The sequence below is a fragment of the Ruegeria sp. BC3 genome (assembly GCF_056539265.1).
This window is the reverse complement of sequence record NZ_JBQFUP010000005.1, coordinates 68794-85922: the sequence shown is the minus strand read 5'-3', so window position 1 is coordinate 85922 and position 17129 is coordinate 68794. Positions and strand designations below refer to the sequence as shown.

Sequence of the window (17129 nt, the reverse complement as noted above, 5' to 3'; positions counted from 1 at the left end):
GTCCTAATTGCGAACACAAGCCTGCCGCGTTCCAATGCGGCAGTCAAACGGGAGGTGACACATGCGAACCCTGATGAAATGGGTGCTGCGCATCGTTTTGATGCTGGTGCTGGCAGCTGTTGTTGTGGGCTTTTGGAAGCGCGAAGAGATTCAACGCCTAATGGCCGTGAACTCTTTGTTTTCCGAGGAAAAGATCGTTCACAACTTCTCGCATATGGATCAGGCCTTCAAAATTGTCAGCCTGCCTCGCGGCGATGGACCCACCTATGAGCTGACCTATGGCTCCGGATTCGACCTGCCCGAAGGCACGGACAGCTGGATTGAAGACCGCGCCGTGACCTCTTTGCTGGTGATGCAGGACGGACAGATCCGGTTCGAAGAATACTATCTGGGAACCTCTCCGGATGATCGCCGGATTTCCTGGTCGGTTGCCAAAAGCTATCTTTCCGCCCTGTTCGGGATCCTGATGGCCGAGGGCGCCATCGACTCACTGGATGACCCGGTGACCAAATACGCACCGAAACTACAGGGCACCGCCTATGACGGCGCGACAGTCCGCAATGTGTTGAACATGGCCAGCGGCGTCACGTTCAACGAGGACTATCTGGACTATAACTCAGACATTAACCGCATGGGTCGTGTCGTTGCCCTAGGTGGAGAGCTGGATGACTTCTCCGCCTCGCTGAACGAGACGTTCACTGCACCCGGCGACACCTGGCAATATGTCTCGATCGACACCCATGTCATCGGGATGGTGATCCGCGGTGCTACTGGACGGCCTGTGGCTGAACTGCTGACCGAGAAGGTCCTCCAGCCCTTGGGTCTTGAGCGCGATGGCTACTATGTCACCGACGGTGCTGGCGTGGCTTTTGTTCTGGGAGGGCTGAACTTTACGACCCGCGACTTTGCCCGGTTTGGGCAGATGATCCTGCAAAACGGCGTGCATGACGGTCAGCAGATCGTCCCTGCGGAATGGATCGCCGAGTCGGTCCTCCCCAGCGCCCCAACCGAGACCGGAAAGATTGGCTACGGCTATCAGTGGTGGATTCCTGTCGGCGCGCATGAGGGCGAGTTTCTGGCCCGTGGTGTTTATGGGCAATACATCTATTTTGATCAGCCACGCGGTGTTCTGATCGTGTCCACAGGTGCTGATCGCAGTTTCCGTGACAAAGGCGTCAACGAAGCTAACATAGAGATGTTCCGAAAGATCGCCCAAAGCCTGTGAGGTGCGGCCATGCAAAAACTGGATAGTGTCAACGTGCTGGGGGGCGTGCTTGCCCCCTGTTCCCGCGATCCGTTGACCGGGTTCTTCAGGGATGGGGCCTGCAACACCTGCGCCGAGGATCAGGGCAGCCACACCGTATGCGCCGTAATGACAGCCGAGTTTCTGGCCTATTCCAAATACGTCGGCAATGATTTGAGCACCCCGCGCCCCGAGTTCAACTTTCCCGGCCTCAAACCCGGCGACCAATGGTGTCTATGCGCCGGGCGCTTTCTGCAGGCTCATGATGAAGGCTGTGCACCAAAGGTGTATCTTGAAGCCACGCATCAACAGGCGCTGGACATCGTTCCGATTGGTATTCTGCGGGCAAATGCCGCGGAACCTGATTGACCTTGTCGTCAAAAACGCATCAAAGAAACCCGCCAGCCAACACTCAGTTTAGCAAGCGTGCAACCGTCAACAAACGAGGTAGGCTATGAGCTTTATCGCCATGAACCGCTTCAAGGTCCGTCTGGGCAGCGAAGCCGATTTCGAAACCGTGTGGAAAGACCGGGAAAGCCGTCTGAAGGAACTGCCGGGCTTTCAAGAGTTTCGTTTGCTGAAAGGCCCCGAAGGCGAGGACTATCGTCTTTATTCCAGTCATGTCATCTGGGACAGCCGCAGCGACTTCGAAGCCTGGACCAAATCGGAACAGTTCCGTGATGCGCACAAGAATGCGGGCAACAGCAAAACGCAGTATGCCCTGATGGGACCGCCTCAGTTCGAGGGGTTCGAAACCGTTCTGCACCAGAGCTGATTGATCCACTGTCCAGAACGAAGATCACACAGCGCGTGCCAGGTAGCCGCGCGACGTGCGCGATGGCGGACCAGTTGGAAAGCTGTGCTCCGCCTCCAATTCCCATCCTGCGTCGCCCAGCATCTTGGCCACCTGTCGTGGCCTATAGGACCGGTGACGCCATTGAAACCAGATAATCGCGTTGCACCAATGCGGTTTGCTGACGACCAGCCACAGCCTTGCTGCGGGCGCTGAAAGCCCGCGCAAGTGCTGCAACGCACCGGTCGGGTTTTCGCAGTGTTCAAGGACGTGGGCCGCAAGGATGCAATCGTGCGGCTCCGCAGGTCGAAAATCCTCAAGGTGTGATTGGACCGTCGTTGCGGTGGCTCCCCTTCTGGCCAAAGCATGGTCTGCTTGTGCCAGCATTTTCCCGGATGGTTCCAGCAACGTGACTTGACCCTGGGGCTGAATAACCGCGCGGGCTTCGGCAAAGGCACCGGTGCCGCACCCAACGTCCAGCGCGTTCTGCCCCAAATCTTGAGGTGACCCGACCGAAAGGAACCCCAAATACGCATCGAAATAGCCGAGCAGCCGCATCTTGTCCGCCCAGCCGGGGGCAGCGGCATCATATTTTTGGTCGAGCTTTTCTGAGCCGGATGCGTTGTGCATGCCACGCAGGTTGGCATGAATTACCCGGGGCGCAAAGCCCCGGGTCAGACCTTAGTCGGCTGTGCGGCCTTCGGTATCGGACATATCGAAGTTCAGGTACTTCGCTACGGTCTGAACGTCCTTATCGCCGCGACCACACATGTTCATGCAGATCAGGTGATCCTTCGGCAGATCAGGCGCGATTTTCATCACATGCGCCAGCGCGTGGCTGGGCTCCAACGCCGGGATGATGCCCTCGGTCGCGCAGCACAGCTGGAACGCTTCCAGCGCCTCTTTGTCGGTGATCGAGACATAGTTCGCACGACCGATGTCGTTCAGCCACGAATGCTCGGGGCCGATACCGGGATAGTCCAGACCGGCTGAAATCGAATACCCTTCAAGGATCTGGCCGTCATCATCCTGCAGCAGGTAGGTGCGGTTGCCATGCAGCACGCCCGGGCGGCCGCCGGTCAGCGAAGCACAATGCTCCATCTTTTCGTTCACGCCCTTACCGCCGGCTTCGACACCGATGATGTTGACGTCCTTGTCATCCAGGAAGGGATAGAACAGGCCCATCGCGTTCGACCCACCGCCGATGGCGGCGATGATCGTGTCGGGCAGACGGCCTTCGGCCTTCATCATCTGCTCTTTGGCTTCTTTGCCGATGATCGATTGGAAATCGCGCACCATCGCCGGGTACGGGTGCGGGCCAGCCACGGTACCAATGCAGTAGAACGTGTCGCGCACATTGGTCACCCAGTCGCGCAGGGCGTCGTTCATGGCATCTTTCAGCGTGCCACGACCGCTGGTCACCGGAATCACTTCGGCCCCCAGCAGACGCATGCGGAACACGTTCGGCGCCTGACGCTGCACATCATGCGCGCCCATATACACGATGCACTTCAGGCCAAACTTGGCGCAGACGGTGGCTGTGGCTACGCCGTGCTGACCGGCCCCGGTTTCCGCGATGATCCGGGTCTTGCCCATGCGGCGCGCCAAAATGATCTGGCCCAGCACGTTGTTGATCTTGTGCGCGCCGGTGTGGTTCAGCTCGTCACGCTTGAGGTAAATCTTCGCGCCGCCCAGATGCTCAGTCAGGCGTTCCGCGTAGTACAGCGGAGACGGTCGCCCAACGTAGTTTGCCCACAGATCGTCCATCTCGGCCCAGAAGGTAGGGTCCACCTTGGCTTTCTCATATTCCTCTTCCAGCGACAGGATCAGAGGCATCAGCGTTTCACTGACAAACCGCCCCCCGAAGATGCCAAAACGCCCCTGCTCATCAGGACCGGACATGAAGGAATTGAAAAGATCGTTGGCCATGGGTGTCTCCCTCGTCGTACCCGTTGTTCATAGGAGGTAGCGGAGGGTTTTGCCATGGCAAAACGTATCAATTCGCAGGGTGAAACCGTTGCTTCCAAATCCGCAATGCCTGTTCTTCCGTTGGCACAGCAATACAAGGGAAATGATGGAACTCATGGCTGATCGACAGCTTCGCCGCGACCGCCATTGCGCGACGGTGCGCACCGGAATGGGCAAAGGTCAGCATTGCCTCGGCATCCTGCCAAACGCTGAGTGAAAAATAACGCTCCTCGTGCCTAAACAACTGAGCGTGAAGGCACAGCGGGTCGCCTTGCGCCTGCTGCAACGCACGGCCAGCACGCCAGACAAACTCTGGCGCGTAGAACCAGTTTTTTAGGGAAACTCCGCCAATCGCTGCGAGCATCTCCTATCCTCCCCACGGTTATATACGGGGGAAAGCTTTGGATAGATCAACAGGCCGCTTGGATAAATTCAGAAATCTTCATGGGATCTTTAATCCCCGGCGCGCTTTCCACGCCTGAAGACACATCAACCTGCCTCGCACCGGTCATGCGGATGGCCTCGGCCACGTTGTCAGGCGTCAGCCCCCCGGCCAGCATCCATGGTTTTTGCCAGTACTTGCGTCCCGCCAGAAGCCTCCAGTCAAAGGCCAGCCCATTGCCGCCCGGCAGCTCGGATGTCCGCGGTGGCTTGGCATCGATCAACAGCTGATCGGCCACTTCGGAATATAGATCAATTGCGCTGAGGTCTTCTGCCTCGGCAACGCCAATCGCCTTCATGACCGGCAGGCCGAACTTGCCACGAACCTCGGACACCCGCTCGGGCGTTTCCTTGCCGTGCAATTGAAGCATGTCCAAGGGTACCTCGGCCACGATGCGGTCAAGATCCTCATCCGAGGCATTGACCGTCAGCGCCACCTTGGCCACCCCAGCAGGGACCAGTTGGGCCAGTTCAGCGGCCTTGTCCAGTTCAAGATGGCGGGGTGATTTCGGAAAGAACACGAACCCAACATACCGCGCCCCGGCCTCGGCCGCAGCGCGCACATGACCGGGCGCAGTCAACCCGCAGATTTTTACAGCGATGTCTGACATTGGAGTGCCTTAGCTGGCTTCGTCCAGCAGAGCCAGCACGTCGTCCTTACCTTCGTTCTGCTTCTTCTTGAGCTTCTTGACCTCACGCTCAAGCTTGCGCACCTCGCCAGTTTTGACCGAGGCATCGCGGCGATGCTTATGTTCGCGCAGCCATTCCCACAGGAACCCGATGATCAAACCGGCCACGACACCGCCCAGAACGACAATGAACAACGGCAGATTGGTCGAAAGGTTGAAGCCCAGCAATTCAGCCAGAGCATCCGGCATCAGCTTGAGTTCGACCATTTGGCGATTGGCCAGCGAGACGGACACAAGGACGATCCCAAGGATCGCCAGGAAAGCATATCGAAGGTAGCGCATCATAGTGTCAGGCTTTACCGTTCAATCGATCCCTTAGCAACTTGCCTGTCTTGAAGAATGGTACACATTTTTCTTCGACCTGTACGGTTTCGCCGGTTCTGGGGTTGCGACCAACGCGCGCATCCCGCTGTTTGACCGAGAACGCGCCAAAACCGCGCAGCTCAACCCGGTCACCACGGGCCATGGCATCCGTCACTTCTTCGAACACGGTATTTACGATCCGTTCGACGTCACGCTGATAGAGATGCGGGTTTTCATCGGCGATTTTCTGAATCAGTTCTGAACGGATCATGTGCGTTACCCTCCCAGGCGACCGGTTAACCATGTCTATTGTTCTGGGCAGTATAGAAAAAAACCGTGATCGGGGGAACGTTTACTCGAGGCGCAATGCCTTCATTTTGCTGCGAAGTCGGGCGATTTTTTGCTTGATCCGGCGGATTCTGCTCCAAATGCACAAGCGACTGCCGGAATAAACCCAAATTTTGGAAGGTGTTGATTCGCAACAAAAACGGCCCCGCACTTGCGTGCGAGGCCGAAAATCGTGTTCGGGATGCGCCCCGGACTTAGTCGCCCGATTTCAGCGCTGCACCCAGGATATCGCCCAGCGATGCGCCCGAGTCCGACGAACCGTACTGTTCCACGGCCTCTTTCTCTTCGGCGATCTCGCGTGCCTTGATCGACAGACCCAGACGGCGGGTCTTGCTGTCGACGTTGGTGACGCGAACGTCGACCTTGTCACCGACCGAGAAACGCTCGGGGCGCTGTTCGGCACGGTCACGCGACAGGTCGGAACGACGGATGAACGACTTCATGCCTTCGTATTCCACCTCGATGCCGCCATCTTCGATCGCGGTCACTTCGACGGTGATGACCGAGCCACGCTTCACGCCGCCCACGGCTTCGGCGAACTTGTCACCGCCCAGGGCTTTGATCGACAGCGAGATACGCTCTTTTTCGACGTCAACTTCCGAAACGACGGCCGAAACCATGTCGCCTTTGCGGTAGTTCTGGATCGCATCCTCGCCACGCTCGTCCCAGGACAGGTCGGACAGGTGAACCATGCCGTCGATGTCGCCTTCGAGGCCAATGAACAGACCGAATTCGGTGATGTTCTTGACTTCGCCTTCGACCTCGGTGCCCTCGGGGTGTGTTTCTGCAAACACTTCCCATGGGTTGCGCTGAGTCTGCTTCAGGCCCAGAGACACGCGACGCTTGGCGCCGTCGATTTCCAGAACCATGACGTCGACTTCCTGGCTGGTCGAAACGATCTTGCCGGGGTGGACGTTTTTCTTGGTCCAGGACATCTCGGACACGTGCACCAGACCTTCGACACCGGCTTCCAGCTCGACGAACGCGCCGTAATCAGTGATGTTGGTGACGCGACCCTGATGGACCGAGCCCAGCGGGTACTTGGCAGCAACCAGATCCCACGGATCTTCCTGCAGCTGCTTCATGCCCAGGCTGATGCGGTGGGTCTCTTTGTTGATCTTGATGACCTGAACCTTGATGGTTTCGCCGATCGTCAGGATCTCGGACGGGTGGTTCACACGGCGCCAGGCCATATCGGTGACGTGCAGCAGGCCGTCAACGCCGCCCAGGTCAACGAATGCACCGTATTCAGTGATGTTTTTGACAACACCCTCGACGGTCTGACCTTCGGACAGGTTGCCGATGACTTCGGCACGCTGTTCGGCACGCGATTCTTCCAGGATTGCACGACGCGAGACAACGATGTTGCCACGGCGGCGGTCCATTTTCAGAATCTGGAACGGCTGCTTCAGACCCATCAGAGGGCCAGCGTCGCGCACGGGGCGGACGTCAACTTGCGAGCCGGGCAAGAACGCAACTGCGCCACCCAGATCGACGGTGAAGCCACCTTTTACGCGACCAAAGATTGCACCTTCGACGCGCTGGTCGTCGGCATATGCTTTTTCCAGACGGTCCCATGCCTCTTCACGGCGGGCCATCTCACGCGAGATGACGGCTTCGCCACGGGCGTTTTCTGCGGCGCGCAGGTAAACTTCTACCTCGTCACCAACAGCGATTTCAGGGGCTTCGCCGGGATTTGCGAATTCTTTCAGATCAACGCGGCCTTCCATTTTGTAGCCTACGTCGATGATGGCTTGGCCGGCTTCAATCGCCAGAACCTTACCTTTGACAACAGAACCCTCTTCGGGTGTGTCCATTTCGAAGCTTTCATTCAGGAGGGCTTCGAATTCCTCCATGGATGCGTTAGCCATGTGGCGTCATTTTCCTTTACATAACGTTTTTGCTGGCCGAGCGGTTGTCTCCGCCGGTCTTGTTTCATGATGTCTTCAGGCGTGACCCGGTGCGCCCCTGAGCAAACAAACACAAAGGGCCGAGGTAACCCGGCCCTGCTCAGAAACGTCATCCGGACGTTGACCGCCCTTGTATCGACAGCGCGCGTATAAGCGGTTTCCCCAGCGGGCGCAAGTGGAAAGCCAAGAAATACAGGGGCTCGGCGGTCTTTCGGGTTAACGCGCCACCTCCCAAACCTGCGCGTCGCGTTGCAGCATCGACTGCTCAATCGCATTCAGGCGGGAATAAGCCGTGTCCGGGTCTCGCGCGCCGCCAACCTTGTCCCAAATCCGCAGGGCCGAGGCCGGGCTCCATGGCAGGCAGGCCGAAGCCAACCAAAGCCGCAACTCGGCGGGCAGAGCGTCATAAGCCTGCATCGGAGATCCGGCACGTCGACGGCGTTTGATCTGGCTGCGCAGGTTTCTATTGTTGCTTCGGTTGGTCAACGCGCGCTCCGTTCGTTGGCGCGCATGAGCCTGCCTTGTTCAGCTTGGATTGGTGTCGTCATGCTCGCTCAAAAGTTTTGCTATGTTATTACATTTGCAAACTATACGCGCAAGCCGGACTTCGATGCGATACCAGATAGATTTTCTGGCGAATGTCGCGTTTCGAACAGCAATGTTTGACCCAGTAGCGAGGCTTGCCCAAAGCCGGAGGACCTCATGAGCCAGCACCTGAACTTTCTCGTCATCATATCCGACGAACACCGCAAAGACGCGATGGGGTGTGCCGGGCATCCTATCGTCAAAACGCCCAATCTGGATGCATTGGCCGAACGTGGCACGATGTTTCAATCCGCCTACACCCCCTCACCCATGTGCGTGCCGACACGTGCCGCGCTGGCGACCGGTGACTGGGTGCACAAAACGGGAAACTGGGACAGCGCGACGCCATATAACGGGCAACCGCGCAGCTGGATGCGGCAATTGCGCGATGCGGGGCGAGAGGTGGTATCCATCGGGAAATTGCATTTCCGCTCCGCCGATGACGACAACGGATTCTCACAGGAAATTCTGCCGATGCATGTGGTCGGCGGTGTTGGCTGGGCCGTGGGCCTTTTACGAGAGAACCCTCCGGCCTACGATTCGGCGTCCGAGCTGGCCGAGGATGTGGGCGTCGGGCCCAGCACCTATACCGATTACGATCTGGATATTACCGCAGCATCCGAGGCGTGGTTGACCGACCTTGCGCGCCAAAACCAACCCTGGGCTGCATTCGTTTCGCTGGTCAGTCCGCATTACCCGCTGACCTGCCCCAAGGAATGGTATGACCTTTACGATCCCGCTTTGATGGACCTGCCCGTCGGATATGGCAAAGGCCTGCCAGATCATGAGGAACTGCGCAACATCGCGGGTTTCTTCAACTATGACGACTATTTTGACGAACAGAAAATGCGAGAGGCCAAGGCCGCATATTATGGTCTGACATCACTAATGGACGATTGTGTCGGGCGCATAGTGAAGGCTTTGGAAGATAGCGGACAGGCTGAAAATACCGTTGTCGTCTATGTCTCGGACCATGGCGACATGATGGGCGATCAGGGGTTCTGGACCAAGCAGGTCATGTATGAGGCCAGCGCAGGAATTCCGATGATCGCAGCCGGTCCGGGCATTCCTGCAGGACACCGGGTCGCGACCTGTACCAACCTGACGGATATTGCCGCGACGGCGCGTGATGTTTGCGGCGTGGCAGATGACGATGACAATGCCAGTCAGCCCGGCAAGTCTCTGATTGATCTTGCCAATGCGCCGGACGACCTTAACCGATCGGGGTTCAGCGAATACCATGATGGCGGCTCGAAAACCGGCAGCTTCATGGTGCGTTGGGGAACCTGGAAATACGTCTACTATGTGGGCCAGACCCCGCAGCTGTTCGACCTGTCAACCGACCCGCATGAGGAAATCAATCGCGCGGTGGACCGGGCGAATGACCCGCAGGTTCAGGCTGCGCTGATCGAAGGAGAAAGACGGCTGCGTGAAATTTGCGACCCCGAAGAAGTCAACGCCCGCGCCTTTTCCGACCAGCGCAAGAAGATTGAAGAGTTGGGCGGTGAAGAAGCCTGTCGAACGGCATTTGTGTTCAATCACACGCCCACACCGTCCGAGCAGGAAAAGTTAAGCGAAGGACCTGCACTGTAGCGCAAGTGCTTCGCTTCGGTGTCGCGGATGCTCCATCGACGCAGAGCACCTGCCGTGCTTAGAACAATTGCAGGTCCTTGGAGCCGCTTTGAATTTCGGTAAAGTTCGGCATGTTCTGGACCATCACAGGCGCCGGAGCCGTACCCGGCATCGCCACCGTGGGCTGCGCGACCTGTGCCTTGCCAAATGCTGGCCGCTCCAACTCGCCGCGAATATCTCGCAACAGCGTTTTGTGATCCGGCATGGACTTGAGGATCTGCGCAAGATCCATCTTGGCACCCTTCCACCACTGGAACCAAATCGGCTTTTTCAGGGGCCGCAAACGGTCACGGATGCCCTCTCCATAGCCCGTGTCGTAGACCTGTTTGCCCAGCAGCACCGTCTGGTAGACGCGGAAATTGAAGAGCGTTGCGAACTCGATATCATTTTCCATAGGCAAGCGATGCTGCCATAGCTCAAGGTTTTCGGCCAGCCGGTCGGGAATTTTCATCTCGGTACGGGCATCGATCCAGTATTGGTCGTCTGTACGGTTACCCAACCGATAGTGCAGGCAGATGAAGTCCAGAACCTCATCATAAAGCTTGTCCATCTGCCGGTTGTATCTGGCCCGCAAGGCGGGCTCGATGTCTTTCGTTGGCAGGTGTTCGGCGAACCAGCGCACTGCGTGGTCAATCATGTGGATCGCCGTGCTTTCGAGCGGTTCAATGAACCCGCCGGACAAACCGATAGCAACGCAATTTTTAACCCAGGCATGGCGCACGCGACCTACCCGCATTGGGATCACCCGCGGCGTCAGCCCCTTGCCGCTGTCGCCCAGCCATTCAAGGTATTCATCCGCCGCCTGATCATCCGTCCTATGCGCCGATGAATACACATAACCTGTGCCCACTCGGTTATAGAGCGGTACCCGCCACGTCCAACCGGCTCCCAAGGCGGTAGAGCGTGTGACGCTTTCGATTTTCTCTGGGTCCGGGTGTTCGACCTGCAACGCCATGGCCCGGTCGTTGGGCAGATAGTCCGAGTAGTCCATGAACGGCTCGCCCAGCGCCTGATTGATGATCAGCCCGCGGAAGCCAGTGCAATCAATGACCATCTCGACGTCATGGCGGCCTTTGCGCTCCAACATCAGGTGGCTGACATTGCCTTGCTCATCCAACTCGACCGATTGCACTTCGTCCTGGATGTGCTCGACGCCACGCTTGGTGCAGACCTTGGTCAGCATGCCAGCAAACTTCACTGCATCCAGATGATAGGCATAGCCAAACCGTTGTTCGAACTCGGGCTGCCCCAACTGCCGCGCACCTTTGCACATGCGGGCCAGATCATCGTGCGGTGAGATGGATTGCGTGAAATCCCGATCCCCATTGCCGAACCGCAGGAAGTACTCGGCGCTTTCCAGCCCTTCCAACAACTGGCCATGGGCAAACGGGTTCACATAATCGATGCGGTTGCCTTTGGCGTCCTTGTTCCAATTGCAGAACTTCACACCAAGTTTGAATGACGCGTTGGTTTCCCGGAAAAAGTCCCGCTCGGATATCCCCGCCTGGCGTAACGTGACCGGCATGCGCGGCACCGTGGCTTCTCCGACACCAACGGTCGAGATATTGGGGCTTTCGATAAGGCAGATGCGCGGGCGATCCTTGGTTGCCGACGTGCGTGACAACACCATTTCGAGGATCAGCGCGGTCATCCACCCCGCCGTACCACCACCGACGATGGTGATTTTGCTCAAGCGATTATTCATAATTTTAGTCCCTGTTGGCTCGGGGAATTTTGTAGCTGCCTGCCCTTTATTCTTTAGGGCTTGTTCAGCTTTCCCTCTTGGCGTGCCAGCGACTATATCAGCTTTCCTGCATCCAGCTAGGGCCTAAGGGCAGCGAATTTTGTACGATCAGGATGAGCCTACTTTGCACCGGCAATCAGATCTCTTCGCCTTTCTTCAAAAGCTCTTCGATCAACGCGCGCTGAAGGTCCTGGCTGTCGCCCCCTCCGAACTCCGCCGCACCGCCGGTGTAGAGGGACCCATAGGTGTTGGCGATGTTCACCGTCTGGGCCAGCCCCGAGATCAACTGCTCTTTGTTCAACCGCGACAAGGGGTGAATGAACGCCGCCCACAATGTGCCATTGGCAAGCGCGTAACGCGCATCCAGGGTACTGTCGAAATTCGCCTGCATCATGCGCCGCAGATCGGCGGGCGACAAACCCTCGGCGCTGCGGATTGCAATCATCGCTCGCATCCGGTCCGCGTTGATGTCCGTGACAACCAACACCGAACGGTCCGAGACCGTCATCTGGAACCCCGGCCCAAGCGGTTGCGCATCAGGATCCAGTGCAAAGACGATCTTGCCCAGCCTTTCATAGGTCATAGGAGGCTCGGGCTCAGGGGCCTCTTGGGCCACTACACTTCCGGCGAGGAAGATCACAAGAATGGCTAGTCGGATCATGGCAACGCTCCTGCAGGGTATCCTTTGACAATAGGAAGCGACTGCGCGCGTGACCAAACAAAGCTTAGTGATGAGTGTTTCCGGGCCGTCGAAAACTCTGAACGATCTGCAAGATACTTGGGGCTGCCTGCGATAGCGCGTTCAAAACGCCGCTCCTAGCTTTGTGTCAGCGGCTGGCAGATCAGCTGGCCGGATACTGAACCTGAAAGGAAGCACATCATGAAATCTTTTGTCCTGAGCACACTTATCGCGACGCTGCCCTTGATTGCCGCCCCGGCCTTTGCGGCGGATGAGAACAACGTTTCAAACGGTATCTCCGCCGCTGGTGCGCCGCTGGCCGCGCATGGGGTCGACCTTGTGGCCCTGGTCAATGATGGCAACCCGGTCGAAGGCTTTGCCACGCATTCCGCCACCTATGACGGCGCCTCCTACTATTTTACCAGCGCAGCCAATCGCGAGGCGTTCGAAGCCAACCCCGCGGCCTATCTGCCGCAGCACGGCGGGTTCTGTTCGTTCGGGGTTTCGGTCGGCAAGAAGTTCGACGGCGACCCGGATCAGTACCTGGTGACTGATGGAAAACTGTACTTGTTTCTGAACGCAAAAACCCGCGCAGCCTTTCTAAAAGATGTCGCCGCCACGTCGAAAACGGCAGACGACCAGTGGTCGAAAATCAAAACCATTGCAGTGGGCGAGCTGTAGTCCAGCCCCTGTATGGCCCGTGGGATCAAGTTCCCGCGGGCCGAACCTTTTCGATAATCTCGACGGCTTTTGCCAATGCCGCTTCGATACTCAGGTCCGAGGTATCCAATAGGACTGCATCCTCTGCCGGTTTCATCGGCGCGGTGCTGCGTTCTGCGTCGCGTGCGTCACGTTCCCGGACATCCGCCAGCACCTGTTCGCGGGCAACGTCGCTGCCTTTGGCGCTTAGCTCAAGAAAACGACGCTCGGCCCGAACCTCGGGGCTGGCCGTCACAAACAGTTTCACCTCGGCCTCGGGGCAAATCACCGTACCAATGTCCCTGCCATCCAGCACAGCGCCCCCGGTCCGACGGGCAAAGGCGCGCTGGAAATCGACCAGAGCCGCCCGAACCTCGGGGATCACTGCCACTTTGGACGCGGCCTGCGCGATCTCGGCCGTGCGCAGGTCGCCCTGCCCTAACTCTTCGGCCGTAAGTGCCTGCGCCGCCGCGATGGGCTCCATGCCTTGAAGCGTTCGACGCCCGACGGCCCGGTACAACAGGCCCGTATCCAAATGCGCGAACCCAAACTGGGCAGCGACCGCTTTCGAGATCGTGCCCTTGCCTGCGGCGGCGGGGCCGTCAATGGCGACTGTAAAGCTCATGTACGCTCGACCTTGGCACCCAGAGACGCCATCAGCGGTTCAAAGATCGGAAACGACGTGGCGATCGGGCCGCCGTCGTCCACGGAAACCGCGTATTTCGCACCCATCCCCATCACCATAAAGGACATGGCAATGCGGTGATCCAGAAAGCTTTCGCAAGTGCCGCCACCGGGGACGTTGCCGATGCCCAGTCCTTCGACCGACCACCATTCCTCGCCCTCATCCACGGTCACCCCGTTGGCACGCAGCCCGCGCGCCATGGCGTCGATCCGGTCGCTTTCCTTGACGCGCAGCTCCTTGACGCCGCCCATCATGGTGGTGCCGGTTGCATTGGCCGCAACCACGGACAAAACCGGGTATTCGTCGATCATCGATGCCGCGCGTTCCGGCGGCACGTTGATGCCCTTCATGTTGGGCGAGTACTTGGCGCGCAGGTCGGCAACAGGCTCGCCGCCCTCTTCGCGCTCGTTCTCATAGGTCAGGTCCGCACCCATCTCGCGCAGCGTGGTGAACAACCCGGCGCGCGTGGGGTTCAGACCAATGCCCGGCACCAACACGTCCGAACCTGGCGTGAGAAGCGCCGCGCAAACCGGGAAAGCCGCACTGGACGGATCGCGTGGGACAGCAATGACCTGCGGCTTCAGCTCGGGACGTCCGGTCAGGGTAATGACGCGGCCCTCGTCCGTATCCTCGACAGTGATCTCTGCCCCAAAACCCGCCAGCATCCGCTCGGAATGGTCGCGGGTGGCTTCTTTCTCGATCACCACGGTTTTGCCCGGCGCGTTGAGGCCGGCCAAGAGGACCGCCGATTTCACCTGCGCAGAGGGCACCGGAACCTCATAGCGGACCGGTGTCGGATCGACTGCGCCAATAATAGTCATCGGCAAACGACCACCCGAGCGGCCCACCGATTGCGTGCCGAACAATGCCAGCGGGTCTGTCACACGTGCCATCGGCCGCTTGTTCAGGCTGGCATCGCCCGTGAAAGTCGCCGTGATCGGTGACGTCGCCATCGCACCCATGATCAGCCGCACGCCGGTGCCCGAGTTACCACAGTCGATCACCTGATCGGGTTCGGCGAACCCACCGACGCCCACGCCGTGCACGGTCCATTCACCGTCACCGTGGTCCGTAACCTCGGCCCCAAAGGCACGCATGGCCTTGGCGGTGTCCAGAACGTCTTCGCCTTCCAACAGGCCCGAAATGCGGGTCTCGCCCACGGCCATCGCGCCCAGGATCAGAGACCGGTGCGAGATGGACTTGTCGCCGGGCACCTCAGCCGTGCCGGTCAGCGGGCCGCAAGGATGCGAGGTCATCGGGATGGGCGTGCCGTGTCCGGACATGGGGGCTCCTGTTTTCGCTATCAGTCCAAGGCGGATTAGCGAATTGGGGCCGGTTGGTCCAGCGGCAATCAGCCTTTACGGCGGAAGGTCAAATAATGTGGCGTTCGGCCTTCACGCAGCGCCTTCTGCTCGTAACGGGTAGAGATCCAGTCATCCCACGGTTCGCGCCAGTCCGAAGGGCGCTCGGCCAGCCATTCAAAACCCGCGCGCGGGACCTCTTCCAGCGTCTGACGCACATAGTCGGGGATGTCCGTTGCCACACGGAAAATCGACCCCGGCTTTAACGCTCGGGCCAGAGGTTCCAGATGTTCGGGCGTCACAAACCGGCGGCGGTGATGCCGCGTTTTGGGCCATGGGTCGGGATACAGAAGAAAGGCACGAGAGATGCTGGCCTCGGGCAGAACGTCAAACAGATCGCGTGCATCACCGGGATGCACGGCAAGGTTTTCGACGCCAGCCTTGCGAATTTTACCAAGCAGCATGGCGACGCCGTTGATGTAAGGCTCGGCCCCGATGATCCCGATATCAGGGTTGCTGGCAGCCTGATGCACCAAATGCTCACCGCCGCCAAAACCGACCTCAAGCCAGACGTCCTTGCCACCGAATTGCTCATCTAGATTCAGCGGGTGACGTTCAGGGTTGGTTTCCCAATCAACAGCGCCCGGAGACAGGGCATCGAGGTCTTCGTCCAGATACGTCTTCTGACTCTGCTTCAGGGTTTTTCCCTTGAAGCGACCATAGAAGTTTCTGCGGGGCCGTTGTGGTGTCTGGGTGCTCATGGCGGTGCCCATACTGCGCAGGTCCAAGTGTTGCAACCCCGGCGCTTGAACGAAAAAGCGCGCCATCGTGGGCGCGCTTTGACTTTTTGGGATCAGACCGCCGCTTTGAGCGCGTCAGCCAGATCGGTACGCTCCCAGCTAAAGCCGCCATCCGCATCCGGTTCGCGGCCGAAATGGCCGTACGCGGCGGTACGCTGGTAGATTGGTTTGTTCAGCTCCAGATGCTGACGAATACCGCGCGGGGTGAGGTCCATCACCTGACCGACGGCCTTTTCGATCTCGGCGTCCGAAACCTGCCCGGTGCCGTGCGTGTCAGCATAGATTGACAGCGGTTTGGAGACGCCGATCGCATAGCTCAGCTGGATGGTGCAGCGTTCGGCCATGCCTGCAGCGACCACGTTCTTTGCCAGATAGCGCGCTGCGTAGGCGGCCGACCGGTCAACCTTGGTGGGGTCTTTTCCCGAGAACGCGCCGCCGCCATGCGGTGCGGCACCACCGTAAGTGTCGACGATGATCTTGCGCCCGGTCAGGCCAGCGTCACCATCGGGGCCGCCGATGACGAACTTGCCGGTGGGGTTCACGTGCCACTCGGTTTCATTATTCAACCAGCCTTCAGGCAGAGTTTCGCAAATGTACGGCTCAACGATTGCGCGGATGTCATCCGAGCTCAGCGCTTCGTCCAGATGCTGTGTCGACAGAACGATCGAGCTGACACTGACCGGCTTGCCATCACGATAGACGACGGAGAGTTGCGATTTGGCATCCGGGCCAAGTGCGGGCTCGTTTCCATTCTTACGCACTTCCGCCAGGCGGCGCAGGATCGCGTGCGAGTACTGGATCGGAGCGGGCATCAACGCGGGCGTTTCAGTGGTGGCATAGCCGAACATGATACCCTGGTCACCGGCACCTTCGTCTTTGTCAGCTGCCGCATCCACACCCTGAGCGATATGAGCGGACTGCTCGTGCAACAGGTTCGTCACCTCGACGGTCTCGTGGTGGAACTTGTCCTGCTCGTACCCTATGTCCTTGATGCACGCGCGGGCGATCTCATCGATGCGCCCCATGTAGTCGTGCAGCTTGTCCTGATCCGACAGACCTACTTCGCCACCAATGACGACACGATTGGTCGTTGCAAAGGTTTCGCACGCCACGCGTGCTTCGGGCTCTTCATTCAGAAAAGCGTCAAGTACGGCATCGGAAATGCGGTCGCAAACCTTATCCGGGTGCCCTTCGGAAACGGATTCCGAAGTAAAAGTGTAGTTCTGTCGGGACATGAATGTGCTCCATTAAGTTTCCCCATCACGCCAGGAAGCCGTTGTGATGGGCATGCAACCGGATACGCAGCCTG

Annotated in this window: 19 protein-coding genes and 1 riboswitch; of the genes, 5 read left to right on the top strand and 14 right to left on the bottom strand. The window is 58.7% G+C overall.

The window, feature by feature from the left end; all coding sequences use genetic code 11:
* The first annotated feature begins 61 nt into the window (after nucleotides 1-61).
* The 3 genes from ACR0MV_RS15015 to hmuQ all read left to right on the top strand — a co-directional run bounded on the left by ACR0MV_RS15015 (nucleotide 62) and on the right by hmuQ (nucleotide 2018).
* The gene (locus ACR0MV_RS15015; RefSeq protein WP_480702627.1) at nucleotides 62-1225 is read left to right on the top strand and encodes a serine hydrolase domain-containing protein; all 1164 of its coding nucleotides are present in this window, start codon (nucleotides 62-64) and stop codon (nucleotides 1223-1225) included.
* Between the two features lie 9 nt (nucleotides 1226-1234).
* A complete protein-coding gene (locus ACR0MV_RS15010) occupies nucleotides 1235-1612 on the top strand; it encodes a DUF2237 family protein (protein WP_170426771.1) in 378 nt (125 codons plus the stop codon).
* A gap of 85 nt (nucleotides 1613-1697) precedes the next feature.
* The gene (gene hmuQ, locus ACR0MV_RS15005) at nucleotides 1698-2018 is read left to right on the top strand and encodes a heme-degrading protein HmuQ (RefSeq protein ID WP_170426772.1); all 321 of its coding nucleotides are present in this window, start codon (nucleotides 1698-1700) and stop codon (nucleotides 2016-2018) included.
* Between the two features lie 24 nt (nucleotides 2019-2042).
* Here the strand turns inward: hmuQ and ACR0MV_RS15000 are convergent, their stop codons facing one another.
* The 8 genes from ACR0MV_RS15000 to ACR0MV_RS14965 all read right to left on the bottom strand — a co-directional run bounded on the left by ACR0MV_RS15000 (nucleotide 2043) and on the right by ACR0MV_RS14965 (nucleotide 8181).
* On the bottom strand, nucleotides 2043-2666 hold the full coding sequence (locus ACR0MV_RS15000; protein ID WP_480702626.1) for a class I SAM-dependent methyltransferase: 624 nt from the start codon (nucleotides 2664-2666) through the stop codon (nucleotides 2043-2045).
* A 51-nt stretch (nucleotides 2667-2717) separates the two neighbouring features.
* Nucleotides 2718-3965: a tryptophan synthase subunit beta gene (trpB, locus tag ACR0MV_RS14995; protein ID WP_170426774.1), complete on the bottom strand. Its 1248-nt coding sequence runs from the start codon at nucleotides 3963-3965 to the stop codon at nucleotides 2718-2720.
* A 67-nt stretch (nucleotides 3966-4032) separates the two neighbouring features.
* Nucleotides 4033-4368, bottom strand: a complete 336-nt coding sequence (locus ACR0MV_RS14990; RefSeq protein WP_170426775.1) for a DUF3291 domain-containing protein — start codon at nucleotides 4366-4368, stop codon at nucleotides 4033-4035.
* A 46-nt stretch (nucleotides 4369-4414) separates the two neighbouring features.
* Nucleotides 4415-5056 carry a phosphoribosylanthranilate isomerase gene (locus ACR0MV_RS14985; protein WP_480702624.1) on the bottom strand — a complete coding sequence of 214 codons (642 nt, stop codon included), beginning with the start codon at nucleotides 5054-5056 and terminating at the stop codon, nucleotides 4415-4417.
* A gap of 9 nt (nucleotides 5057-5065) precedes the next feature.
* Nucleotides 5066-5416 (bottom strand): lipopolysaccharide assembly protein LapA domain-containing protein, encoded by a 351-nt coding sequence (locus ACR0MV_RS14980; protein ID WP_209222064.1) that lies wholly within the window; start codon nucleotides 5414-5416, stop codon nucleotides 5066-5068.
* A gap of 7 nt (nucleotides 5417-5423) precedes the next feature.
* Nucleotides 5424-5708 (bottom strand): integration host factor subunit beta, encoded by a 285-nt coding sequence (gene ihfB / locus ACR0MV_RS14975; RefSeq protein ID WP_037310872.1) that lies wholly within the window; start codon nucleotides 5706-5708, stop codon nucleotides 5424-5426.
* 271 nt (nucleotides 5709-5979) lie between these two features.
* A complete protein-coding gene (gene rpsA, locus ACR0MV_RS14970) occupies nucleotides 5980-7656 on the bottom strand; it encodes a 30S ribosomal protein S1 (RefSeq protein ID WP_039532111.1) in 1677 nt (558 codons plus the stop codon).
* A 255-nt stretch (nucleotides 7657-7911) separates the two neighbouring features.
* Nucleotides 7912-8181, bottom strand: a complete 270-nt coding sequence (locus ACR0MV_RS14965; RefSeq protein ID WP_254439245.1) for a DUF6525 family protein — start codon at nucleotides 8179-8181, stop codon at nucleotides 7912-7914.
* Between the two features lie 216 nt (nucleotides 8182-8397).
* On the opposite strand from ACR0MV_RS14965, the gene ACR0MV_RS14960 reads away from it, so the two are divergent.
* Nucleotides 8398-9873, top strand: coding sequence for a sulfatase family protein (locus ACR0MV_RS14960; RefSeq protein ID WP_480702623.1), 1476 nt, complete (start codon nucleotides 8398-8400; stop codon nucleotides 9871-9873).
* 58 nt (nucleotides 9874-9931) lie between these two features.
* Here ACR0MV_RS14960 and ACR0MV_RS14955 read toward each other — a convergent pair whose 3' ends face one another.
* Both ACR0MV_RS14955 and ACR0MV_RS14950 read right to left on the bottom strand, forming a co-directional pair.
* Nucleotides 9932-11617 (bottom strand): tryptophan halogenase family protein, encoded by a 1686-nt coding sequence (locus tag ACR0MV_RS14955; RefSeq protein ID WP_480702621.1) that lies wholly within the window; start codon nucleotides 11615-11617, stop codon nucleotides 9932-9934.
* A gap of 175 nt (nucleotides 11618-11792) precedes the next feature.
* Entirely contained in the window at nucleotides 11793-12317 is a 525-nt protein-coding gene (locus tag ACR0MV_RS14950; RefSeq protein WP_480702620.1) for a hypothetical protein, read from the bottom strand.
* Between the two features lie 219 nt (nucleotides 12318-12536).
* Between ACR0MV_RS14950 and ACR0MV_RS14945 the strand changes: the two genes are divergently transcribed.
* Nucleotides 12537-13016 (top strand): YHS domain-containing (seleno)protein, encoded by a 480-nt coding sequence (locus tag ACR0MV_RS14945; RefSeq protein WP_480702619.1) that lies wholly within the window; start codon nucleotides 12537-12539, stop codon nucleotides 13014-13016.
* Nucleotides 13017-13041: 25 nt separating this feature from the next.
* Here ACR0MV_RS14945 and cmk read toward each other — a convergent pair whose 3' ends face one another.
* The 4 genes from cmk to metK all read right to left on the bottom strand — a co-directional run bounded on the left by cmk (nucleotide 13042) and on the right by metK (nucleotide 17055).
* Nucleotides 13042-13659 carry a (d)CMP kinase gene (gene cmk / locus ACR0MV_RS14940; RefSeq protein WP_480702617.1) on the bottom strand — a complete coding sequence of 206 codons (618 nt, stop codon included), beginning with the start codon at nucleotides 13657-13659 and terminating at the stop codon, nucleotides 13042-13044.
* Nucleotides 13656-15002: a 3-phosphoshikimate 1-carboxyvinyltransferase gene (gene aroA, locus ACR0MV_RS14935; RefSeq protein ID WP_480702616.1), complete on the bottom strand. Its 1347-nt coding sequence runs from the start codon at nucleotides 15000-15002 to the stop codon at nucleotides 13656-13658. The genes cmk and aroA overlap by 4 nt, the downstream gene beginning before the upstream one ends.
* A 68-nt stretch (nucleotides 15003-15070) precedes the next feature.
* Nucleotides 15071-15781: a tRNA (guanine(46)-N(7))-methyltransferase TrmB gene (gene trmB / locus ACR0MV_RS14930; protein ID WP_480702614.1), complete on the bottom strand. Its 711-nt coding sequence runs from the start codon at nucleotides 15779-15781 to the stop codon at nucleotides 15071-15073.
* 92 nt (nucleotides 15782-15873) lie between these two features.
* Nucleotides 15874-17055, bottom strand: a complete 1182-nt coding sequence (metK, locus tag ACR0MV_RS14925; protein ID WP_170426785.1) for a methionine adenosyltransferase — start codon at nucleotides 17053-17055, stop codon at nucleotides 15874-15876.
* A gap of 5 nt (nucleotides 17056-17060) precedes the next feature.
* Nucleotides 17061-17108, bottom strand: a riboswitch (SAM-SAH riboswitch).
* Nucleotides 17109-17129 lie beyond the last annotated feature (21 nt).

What these genes read in the sequence shown, in the direction of transcription:
- ACR0MV_RS14945 (WP_480702619.1), top strand. Translation starts at nt 12,537, where the DNA reads ATGAAATCTTTTGTCCTGAGCACACTTATCGCGACGCTGCCCTTGATT.
- ACR0MV_RS14985 (WP_480702624.1), bottom strand. Translation starts at nt 5,056, where the DNA reads ATGTCAGACATCGCTGTAAAAATCTGCGGGTTGACTGCGCCCGGTCAT.
- rpsA (WP_039532111.1), bottom strand. Translation starts at nt 7,656, where the DNA reads ATGGCTAACGCATCCATGGAGGAATTCGAAGCCCTCCTGAATGAAAGC.
- ACR0MV_RS15015 (WP_480702627.1), top strand. Translation starts at nt 62, where the DNA reads ATGCGAACCCTGATGAAATGGGTGCTGCGCATCGTTTTGATGCTGGTG.
- trpB (WP_170426774.1), bottom strand. Translation starts at nt 3,965, where the DNA reads ATGGCCAACGATCTTTTCAATTCCTTCATGTCCGGTCCTGATGAGCAG.
- hmuQ (WP_170426772.1), top strand. Translation starts at nt 1,698, where the DNA reads ATGAGCTTTATCGCCATGAACCGCTTCAAGGTCCGTCTGGGCAGCGAA.
- ACR0MV_RS15000 (WP_480702626.1), bottom strand. Translation starts at nt 2,666, where the DNA reads ATGCACAACGCATCCGGCTCAGAAAAGCTCGACCAAAAATATGATGCC.
- metK (WP_170426785.1), bottom strand. Translation starts at nt 17,055, where the DNA reads ATGTCCCGACAGAACTACACTTTTACTTCGGAATCCGTTTCCGAAGGG.
- cmk (WP_480702617.1), bottom strand. Translation starts at nt 13,659, where the DNA reads ATGAGCTTTACAGTCGCCATTGACGGCCCCGCCGCCGCAGGCAAGGGC.
- ACR0MV_RS14980 (WP_209222064.1), bottom strand. Translation starts at nt 5,416, where the DNA reads ATGCGCTACCTTCGATATGCTTTCCTGGCGATCCTTGGGATCGTCCTT.
- trmB (WP_480702614.1), bottom strand. Translation starts at nt 15,781, where the DNA reads ATGAGCACCCAGACACCACAACGGCCCCGCAGAAACTTCTATGGTCGC.
- ACR0MV_RS14950 (WP_480702620.1), bottom strand. Translation starts at nt 12,317, where the DNA reads ATGATCCGACTAGCCATTCTTGTGATCTTCCTCGCCGGAAGTGTAGTG.
- ACR0MV_RS14990 (WP_170426775.1), bottom strand. Translation starts at nt 4,368, where the DNA reads ATGCTCGCAGCGATTGGCGGAGTTTCCCTAAAAAACTGGTTCTACGCG.
- ACR0MV_RS14960 (WP_480702623.1), top strand. Translation starts at nt 8,398, where the DNA reads ATGAGCCAGCACCTGAACTTTCTCGTCATCATATCCGACGAACACCGC.
- aroA (WP_480702616.1), bottom strand. Translation starts at nt 15,002, where the DNA reads ATGTCCGGACACGGCACGCCCATCCCGATGACCTCGCATCCTTGCGGC.
- ACR0MV_RS14955 (WP_480702621.1), bottom strand. Translation starts at nt 11,617, where the DNA reads ATGAATAATCGCTTGAGCAAAATCACCATCGTCGGTGGTGGTACGGCG.
- ihfB (WP_037310872.1), bottom strand. Translation starts at nt 5,708, where the DNA reads ATGATCCGTTCAGAACTGATTCAGAAAATCGCCGATGAAAACCCGCAT.
- ACR0MV_RS15010 (WP_170426771.1), top strand. Translation starts at nt 1,235, where the DNA reads ATGCAAAAACTGGATAGTGTCAACGTGCTGGGGGGCGTGCTTGCCCCC.